5 protein-coding genes are annotated in these 6,713 nt (G+C 67.2%); 3 read left to right on the top strand and 2 right to left on the bottom strand.

Translation table 11 applies throughout. The features are described 5' to 3' along the window. Positions 1 to 5: 5 nt before the first annotated feature. Positions 6 to 2,675, bottom strand: a complete 2,670-nt coding sequence (locus VMJ70_02510) for a hypothetical protein (protein HTO89979.1) — start codon at positions 2,673 to 2,675, stop codon at positions 6 to 8. A gap of 298 nt (positions 2,676 to 2,973) precedes the next feature. Beyond that, positions 2,974 to 3,672: an SPOR domain-containing protein gene (locus VMJ70_02515; protein ID HTO89980.1), complete on the bottom strand. Its 699-nt coding sequence runs from the start codon at positions 3,670 to 3,672 to the stop codon at positions 2,974 to 2,976. A 238-nt stretch (positions 3,673 to 3,910) separates the two neighbouring features. On the opposite strand from VMJ70_02515, the gene VMJ70_02520 reads away from it, so the two are divergent. The 3 genes from VMJ70_02520 to VMJ70_02530 all read left to right on the top strand — a co-directional run. After that, positions 3,911 to 5,092, top strand: a complete 1,182-nt coding sequence (locus tag VMJ70_02520) for a DUF2911 domain-containing protein (GenBank protein ID HTO89981.1) — start codon at positions 3,911 to 3,913, stop codon at positions 5,090 to 5,092. A 128-nt stretch (positions 5,093 to 5,220) separates the two neighbouring features. Then, positions 5,221 to 5,535 (top strand): hypothetical protein, encoded by a 315-nt coding sequence (locus VMJ70_02525; protein HTO89982.1) that lies wholly within the window; start codon positions 5,221 to 5,223, stop codon positions 5,533 to 5,535. A 324-nt stretch (positions 5,536 to 5,859) separates the two neighbouring features. Then, a partial coding sequence (locus VMJ70_02530; GenBank protein HTO89983.1) for a hypothetical protein occupies positions 5,860 to 6,713 on the top strand: 854 nt, incomplete at its 3' end.

A 6,713-nucleotide genomic window follows, 5' to 3' on the forward strand; every position in this document is an offset into this window, starting at 1 on the left:
CGGCGTTACGCCGCCTTCTTCGCCGGGCGATCGTCTTCTTCGTCGTTCTGGTCGCGCACCGAGCGCACGGCCGCGCGCATCTCGCCGGTCATCTTGCGCTCGTCGCGTAGTCCGTCGATCGCGGCCTCGGCCTGCTTGAGCAGGAACTGGAGCGAGCCGGCTTTCTCGACCGCCTGATCCACGATCGACTTCTGCTTCTGCAGCGCCTCGAGGCTCGAATTGATGTCGGCCAGCAGGCCTTCGGCGCGAGACAACCGCTCCTCGGCCTTGGCCATCTGCCGCTTGCGCTCGTCGAGCGAGCCGGCCAGCTCGCGAGCTTCCTTGAGCCGCGCCACCACGTCGCGAATCGTCTCGCGGCTCTTCTCGATCTCGCCGTGGGTCGAGGCGATCTCGCGCACGCCGGCCGAAGTCTGCTCGGCCATGGTGAACATGCGGTCCAGATCGGTCTTGATCGCCGCCACCGTGTCCTGGCGCGAGACGATCTCGGCCAGCGACTGCTCGATCGACTCGTCGACCTTGTTCCACCTGGCGATGCGCTTTTCGAATTCGTCGATGCGCTTCTCGACCTGACCCAGCGCGGCGGCGCTCCCCTCGAGCTGCGACGACACCGCGGTCAGCTCGTTCGAGCGCTGCTCGGCCTGGTCGAGCGCCGCCGCCAGCTGCTGCGACAGATCGCCGAGCTGCTGCGCCGACTGCGCCGCCTCTTCCCGGAGCGCCGAGGCGCGCTGCAGATCCTTGGTGGCCTTGTGGACTGCGCCGTGCCGCTGCTCGATCTCCTGGCGCAGGGCCCGGGTCTTGCCGGCCAGTTCCTCGACCGACGCGCAGCGCGCCTCGATCGAATCGACGGCCTTGTGGATCTTGTCGGCTTCAGACTTCGCCTCCCCGAGACTCGACGAGATGCCGCTGATCGCCATGGTCATCTTCTCGGCCTCGTCGGCCTGGGCCGAGAGCCCGGCAAAGCGCTGCTCGGCGGCCTGCATCCGTGAAAGGAGCTGGCGTCCCTGCTCGTCGAGCTGGCCGCTCAACGTTTCGAGATCGGTGAGGCGGCGCTGCAGGTCCTCGACGAACTGCCGCCGCGACTCGATCGACGCCATCGAGTCGCCGATCCGCTGCGTCTGCTTCTGCACGAACTCGACGGTGGGAGCGAGCGCCTGCATCGCGGCCACCTGTTCCTTGAGCTCGGCGATCGAGCGGGTCGCGGAGGTGAGCCAGTCGTGGGTCTCGGCCTGACCCTCGCGGACGCGGGTCATCTCGGAATGAGCGACGCGGGTCTGCTCGAGCGCGTCGTTGAGGAGCGCGTGCGTGCCCGAGAGCTGCTGGAGGTCGTGGATCGCGCCGTCGATCGCCGGCCGCGCCTCGCCGAGCTTGGCCATTTGCGCACCGATCTCGGTGGCCGAGCGCGTGGTCTGATCGAGGTCGCGGCGCAGCGCGTGGACGCGCGCCATGTCGTCGTGGATGCCGGCCGCCTCCGCAGACAGGGACTGCAGATGCGAGGTGAGCGCCTCGGTCTGGGACTTGAGCTCGCCGACCGTCTGGGTCGAGGCGCTGAGCCCCTTGAAGCGCGTCTCGCAATCGGAGAGCGCGATGCGCAGATCGGCGACGCGCTGCGTCACCGATTCGAGCCCGCGCCGCTCGAAATCGAACCGCTCGATGGTCTTGCGCGTCTCGTCGGCCACCGAGGCCAGCTCCTGGCGCGTGGCCTCGGCCTTCTCGTCGATCTCGTGCTGGAGTTGCGACACCGCCCGGGAGCGATCCACCACCGTCTCGTGGAGCGAGCGCACGCCGGCGATCTGCTCCTGCATCGCGGCCAGCGCCTTTTCGTTGTCCTGCTGCTGCTTGACGCGCGTGTCGAGCTGCCGCATGGCGCGATCGAGGCTCTCGGACTGAGCCAGCGCCCGATCGATGGTGTCGCGCTGCGCCTCGAGCGTGGCGGTCTTGGCCGCCACCAGATCGGCGAGCGCCTTGAGCGTGCCGAGCTCGCGGCGCACGTCCTCGATGCTGTGCTGGACGCCGTCGAGCCCGCGCACCGCAGCCTCGACGCCGGCCACGCGGCGCTCCTTGTCGGACATCGAGCGGCCGAGATCGTCGCGACGGCGATCGAGCGCCTCCATCTTGGAGAGCGCGAGCTTATGGGCGTCCAGCATGCGATCGTGCTGCTCGCGCAGGCGATTGACGTGTTCGGTGGTGGCTTCCATCTGGCCGCGCAGCGTGTCGGCTTCGCCCTTCAGCTGATTGAACGGCTTCTCGACCTCGAGAAACTGGACCAGCTGATCCTTGAGTCCGACGGCCAGGTCGGTCTTGCCGGCGAGGTCTTCGAGCGTGGCGCGCATCTGGGTCGAGTTCTCGAGCACTTCGACCACGCGCGCCTCCGCCCACTGCTGGCTCTTGGCCAGGCCCTCGGCGCGCTCGTCGAGCGACTGGAACAGTTCCGAGAGCTTGACCATTCCCTCGAAGCGCTTCTCCATGGCCTTGAGGCGCTCGTCGAGGGAGTCGAGCGATTCGCTCGCCTGCGTGATCGGCTCGCCGATGTCCTGCATGCGCTCGATCGCGGCCTTGACCTTCTCGACCATGGCTTCGTTGTGGCCGCGCTCCTTCTGGATCTCGGCGAGGATGGTGCGCAGCTCTTCGGCCGCTTCGCGGTCTCGCGATCCGTTCCCGAGCAGGTTCTTGAGCATCGTTCACTCCTTGGGACGCGCCGAGCGCTCGGCCCCAGGGGGGACCGGTGGTTCAGCCGCGTATCGGGGTGGGGGATTCGCCTGGCGAACGCCCCGGTGATGTTTTCGCGGGGCGGTTGCTCTGCAAGAGGCGGACCGGCCGGGAGCCGAGGGCGGCAGGTGCGGCCCAAGCACTTGGGAATGGGGGGTTGCCGCTTCGGGTGCCACCCGGCCAAATGCGGGCCGCGACCCGGCTATTGGGTGGCCGGCGGGGTGGCCGCGGAGGGTGTTTCGGCCGCCCCGGGCGGGGCGGCCCGGTCTACTTCTTCTTGGTCCCGGTCGTGTCCGCCAGCGTGATCACATCGGCCTGGGGCACGATCCCCTTCTGGAGGAGCTGGTTGGCCGTGAACGAGGCCTCGGCCTTGTGGGTGAAGTTGCCGGCATAGACGTGGTACGTGGTGTTGCCTTCGTCCTCGATCGGGACCACGCGCAGCGTGAGCTTGGTCTTCGTCTTGGCGGACTCCACCAGCGCCTTGGCCGGATCCTCGAACAGGAACGAGCCAACGTCGAGCGTGTAGTGGCCCTCCGCGTCGGTCACGGCAGTGGTCGAGTCCGACGGCGGATGGAGCTTGGCGAGGATGACTTCCTGCTTCCACCGCGGCAGCGCCTCGAACGCCTTGATCGAATCGGCGACCGCGACGGCGCGCAGGCTGTCTGCCCGGCGAACGCCGGCGATCGAGTCGGCGACCGCCGCGAGGCGTTCTTGTTCGGCCCTGGCGGCAGCGGCCTTGGCCTTCACCACCTCGCCGTGGTGGATCAGCATGATGCCGCCCACCACCGCCCCGATGATCGCCAGCAGTACGGCCCACCCGAGAATCGTTCCGGTCGCCGAGGTCTTGATCGGCTCGGCCTCGGCATCCTCGAGGCGTTGCCGGAGACGCGGCGGCAGCCACGCCCCGGGCGCCGGACCCTGCGAAGGGGGTGGCGGCTCGGACTGACGGTCATCGTTCTCGTTCATGAATCCTCCCAACGCCCCGGTCGAATCTTGTCCCTGTAGCGGGCCGGCCGAAGTCGCTCGCGCGCAAGGGCTGGGGATTGTAGCAGGATGGCGTTTTCGAGCCGAGTTGCGCGCCGGGGCCGAAAATCGCGGCGATTCGACCCGTCCCCCGCCACGGGCAAACCCGTCGAGGAACCGCTAGTCTCCCGGCGTACCCCTGCCGCTTGAGCATTGGAACCTCCTTACCCGGAGCCCCCTCATGAAGCTGCGTGTGACCCTTGCCCCTTTGATCCTGAGCCTCGCTCTCGTTCCGCTCGCCCGCGTGCGGCCGGCCGCCGCCGACGACTCGGGCAATTTCATGATGAAGCTGGGCGACGACACCACCAGCGTCGAGCGCTACGCGCGTTCGGCGTCGAAGCTCGAGGTGGATCAGGTCGGCCGCTCGCCGCGGGTGCTGCGCCGCCACTTCGTCTACGAGTACACGAAGGGCGAGGTCACCAAGTTTTCGCTCACCGTGCTGCCGCCGGTCGGCTCGACGCCGGTGCAGAGCATCGAGGCGACGATTGGGGCCGATTCGCTGCGCATGCAGGTGAAGAACGCCACCGGGCCGGCCCAGAACGTGAGCGTCAAGACCGCGCCGGGAATGTCGGTGGTGGCGCTGTCGAGCCCGTGGAGCGTCTACGAATCGCAGATCATGAGGCTCACTTCGGGGAAGAAGGACACGCTCGGCACGGCGGTCTACTTCCTGGGCGCCGGCAATACCGATTGGCTGAGCTTGAAGAAGCTCGGGCGCGACTCGGTGGTGCTCAGCAACACCCACAATGACGTGTTCCACGTCGCGGTCGACAAGAGCGGCCACGTGATGGGCGTGCTGCCGATCTCGGGCACCGCCAAGTTCGGCGTGCAGCGGCTCCAGAAGCTCGACATCGACGCGATGGCCGCGAACTTCGCGGCGCGCGAGACCGCGGGCGGCAACATGGGCGCGCTGTCGCCGCGCGATTCGGTGAAGGTCATGGCCGGCGGCGCCAACCTGTGGGTGGACTACAGCCGGCCGTCGAAGCGCGGCCGCGCTGTATTCGGCGGCACGCTGGTTCCCTACGGCGAGGTGTGGCGCACCGGGGCCAACGCCGCGACCCAGTTCAAGACCGACAAGGACCTGGTATTCGGAAGCGTGACCGTGCCGGCCGGGTTCTACACGTTGTGGACGCTGCCGACCGCGAATGGCTGGACGCTGATCGTGAACAGCGAGACCGGCCAATGGGGCACCCAGCACAAGCCCGAGAAGGATCTGTACAAGATCCCGATGACGGTGAGCTCCCTGCCGCAGGTGGTCGAGAAGTTCACCATCAGCGTGGAGCCGAGCGCCCAGGGCGGCACGCTCAATCTCGACTGGGACACGACGCGCGCTTCGGCGGCGTTCGCGGTCAAGCCCTCGAACTAGTAAGCGCGGGCGGCTGCTTTGGGGCGGGTGCGGCGTTCGCCGCACTCGCCGCGCGAATCTATCGATACAAGCGGCTCACTCAGTCTCGGGACTTGACGGCTATACGTCAATGACGTAGTCTCGTTTCTGTGTTCACCTTCGTTGAAGCCCCCATCTTCACGAAGCTGGTCGGTGATTACTTCACCGACGAGGAGTACGCAGCGCTTCAGCAGGCCCTCTCCGAGAATCCGGATCTCGGGAACGTGATCCCAGGCTCGGGTGGCGTCAGGAAGGTCCGATGGGGGACACGTGGACGCGGAAAGCGCGGAGGCGCGCGCGTGATCTACTTTGTTCGCCATGAGCCGAGTGTCATCTGGATGCTGACGATCTACGCGAAGAACATCGCGGAGAACATTCCCGCGCACCTGCTACGCCGGATTCGCAAGGAGATCGAAAATGCCTAAGCGCCCCCGCAACGTCGGTCAGGAAATCCTGCTCGGACTTCGTCAGCTCAAGCGTGGCACCATGGGCCGGGTGATGACGCTCCCGCCTATCGCAGACATTCGAAAGCGGACGGGCCTCTCTCAGGCCGAGTTTGCGCGACTGCTTGGGGTGTCTGTCAGGACTCTCCAAGAGTGGGAGCAGGGGCGCCGCGCGCCTTCGGGTCCCGCGCGAACGCTTCTGAACATCGCTCACAAGAACCCGAAGGTGTTGCTCGAATCCGCGGCGTGATTTTCGCCGGATCGCCTCCTAACCACCCGGTTCGCGGGGCGGACAATTGGGGCCCCATGACCGCCCGACCCTCACTTCGCCAGGCCTTCCGCCTGTTGCTGGCCGTCACGCTGCTAGCGTGCGCCGCGATTCCCGCGCGCGCCCAGTCCCCGCCGACCTTCAGGTTGACCATCGGCGGTCACGGATCTGCCCCTGGGCAGTTCCAATTTCCCTATCTCGCCGCCACGGATCAGGCCGGCAATGTGTACGTGAGCGACGCCGGCAACTCGCGCATTCAGTCGTTCAATTCGACGGGCGCGCTGTTGCTGGTGCGGGGGAGCTACGGGGCCGGAGACGACCAGTTCAACAATCCGGAAGGGATCGGGATCGCTGCGAGCGGCGACATCTACGTGGCCGATGCCGTGAACCAGCGCGTCGCGCACTACCTCCCGACCGGCGCCGTCCTCACCTTTGGAACGCAGGGCACCGGACCCGGCCAGTTCCGCTACCCGCGCGGCGTGGCGGTGGATCAACTCGGCTTCGTCTATGTGGCCGACCGCTTCAACGCGCGCATTCAGAAGTTCACGCCCGCCGGTGACTACGTGTTGTCGTGGGGAGTGTCCGGCTACAACGACGGCGAATTCCAGGTCCCGCAGGGTATCGCGACCGACGCGACGCACGTTTACGTGACCGACGGCGGCCGCCACAACGTGCAGGTGTTCTCGCCAACCGGCGCCTTCATGGCGAGCTGGGGCGAACTCGGCGCCGCCGACGGACAGTTCAACGGCCCAACCGGCATCGCCGTCGACGCCGATGGCTCCCTCTATGTGGCGGACACCTACAATGACCGCGTCCAGCAGTTCACCCCGTCCGGCGCATTCCTGACCAAGTGGGGAACGACCGGCACAGGGCCCGGTCAGTTCCAGCACCC

This window comes from Candidatus Sulfotelmatobacter sp., assembly GCA_035498555.1.
GTDB lineage: Bacteria > Eisenbacteria > RBG-16-71-46 > RBG-16-71-46 > RBG-16-71-46 > DATKAB01.

What these genes read in the sequence shown, in the direction of transcription:
- VMJ70_02515 (HTO89980.1), bottom strand. Translation starts at nt 3,672, where the DNA reads ATGAACGAGAACGATGACCGTCAGTCCGAGCCGCCACCCCCTTCGCAG.
- VMJ70_02520 (HTO89981.1), top strand. Translation starts at nt 3,911, where the DNA reads ATGAAGCTGCGTGTGACCCTTGCCCCTTTGATCCTGAGCCTCGCTCTC.
- VMJ70_02510 (HTO89979.1), bottom strand. Translation starts at nt 2,675, where the DNA reads ATGCTCAAGAACCTGCTCGGGAACGGATCGCGAGACCGCGAAGCGGCC.